Below are 1,594 nucleotides of genomic sequence, written 5' to 3'. Positions count from 1 at the left end.
TCGACACTGCAGCTTGCAGCCGTTTCGGCGTCCGGAGGATAGGGTCCATTTGCCCGGCAACATCGTCGCAAAGGCTCGACAATGGATAAACATTGCCATCGCCTTTGCTCCTTGTATCCGAACAAATGGCCTCCTACCATTTCGACCAGATTTATGAGTTAACGACCTAAAATCATCGCACGCGTAAAATATTATTTTGCGGCCCTTGAAAACTTGCCCGGGTGGTTCTACTTTAATCCTTGCGTAACGAGTGGTTCTCCTCCCATTTTTCACTCGTTGCGTGTTCCCCTCTGGACGCTTTAGCGTTCACAATTCGCCGGGCTTCTGCCCGGCTTTTTTGTTTCTTGGATTTCGACGCGTTATCACCCGAATTTTACTTTCCCTTCTCAATTTTCGCGTATCAAAGGGACATGGGTTTTGGGGTACAAAAAGTTATGAGCACGGGTGAAAAAGCGCGCGTCGATTGGGTCGACATCGCCAAGGGTATCTGCATCATCTTTGTCGTGATGATGCATTCGGTGCTCGGCGTTGAGAACGAAGCCGGTGCGCGCGGCTGGATGCACCCTGTCGTTGCTTTTGCCCAGCCTTTCCGCATGCCGGACTTCTTCATGATCTCCGGTTTGTTTCTCAGCCTTGTGATCGACCGCTCGTGGCTGCGCTATGCCGACCGCAAGATCGTACACTTCGCCTATTTCTACGTGCTTTGGCTGACCATCCAGTTCCTGTTCAAGGCGCCAGGCATCGTGGCGGAGAGCGGTACAGGCGGCGCGTTGTCCGCCTATCTCCTCGCTTTCATCCAGCCATTCGGCACGTTGTGGTTCATTTATCTCCTGCCGGTTTTCTTTGTCGTCACGCGCCTCGTCAAAGGCGTCAATGTCTGGCTGGTCCTGCTGATCGCTGCCGTGCTCGAAACATTGCCGATCCATACGGGCTGGCTGGTGGTCGATGAATTCTGCACCCRTTTCGTTTATTTCTTCGCTGGCTATGCATTTGCGCCAGCGATATTCCGCCTGGCCGAATGGCTGCGGCAGCGGCCTGTTACCGCCCTCGTCATCCTCGCCGCATGGGCATTGATCAATGGCTTGCTGGTGTTCACGCCTGCCTCCGAGGCTTTCGCCGCCTGGATACCCGCGGAGGCCTATACGTCGGGCGGGCTTGGCGGATGGGCTAACGTGCCGCTGATCTCACTCGCAGCCGGAGGTGCCGGAGCGCTGGCGATCGTGTCCGTTTCCGCGCTGATTGCCCATATGGCGCAGTCGTGGGAAGCCATCGTGAAACCGCTGCGCTGGCTTGGAGCGCATTCGATCGTCGTCTATCTCGCCTTCTTTCTGCCGATGGCGCTGTCTCGTACCGTTCTGCTGAAGAGCGGCATTGTCAGCGATATCGGCACGATTTCGCTTCTGACCGTCATCTGCGGCGTCATCGGTCCAGTCGTTCTCTATTGGCTGATCCAGTGGAGCGGCTATGGCGAGTTTCTGTTCAAGCGGCCGCAATGGGCTCATATCGATCGCGCACCGGCTCCGAGGGGCGCACTCGCTTCAGCCGAATAATTAGCTGTGCGCGAAGATATCCTGTTCATCCCATCCCATCAGAT

1 protein-coding gene is annotated in these 1,594 nt (G+C 55.9%); it reads left to right on the top strand.

Going from position 1 to position 1,594, the window contains the following annotated elements:
• Positions 1 to 434 precede the first annotated feature (434 nt).
• Positions 435 to 1,550: an acyltransferase family protein gene (locus ACXJ5O_RS26425; RefSeq protein WP_457302496.1), complete on the top strand. Its 1,116-nt coding sequence runs from the start codon at positions 435 to 437 to the stop codon at positions 1,548 to 1,550.
• The last annotated feature ends 44 nt before the right edge of the window (positions 1,551 to 1,594 follow it).

Source organism: Phyllobacterium sp. P5_D12 (genome assembly GCF_054049495.1).
Note: the sequence above shows the minus strand (reverse complement) of the source record. Positions and strands in the feature narration are given on the sequence as shown.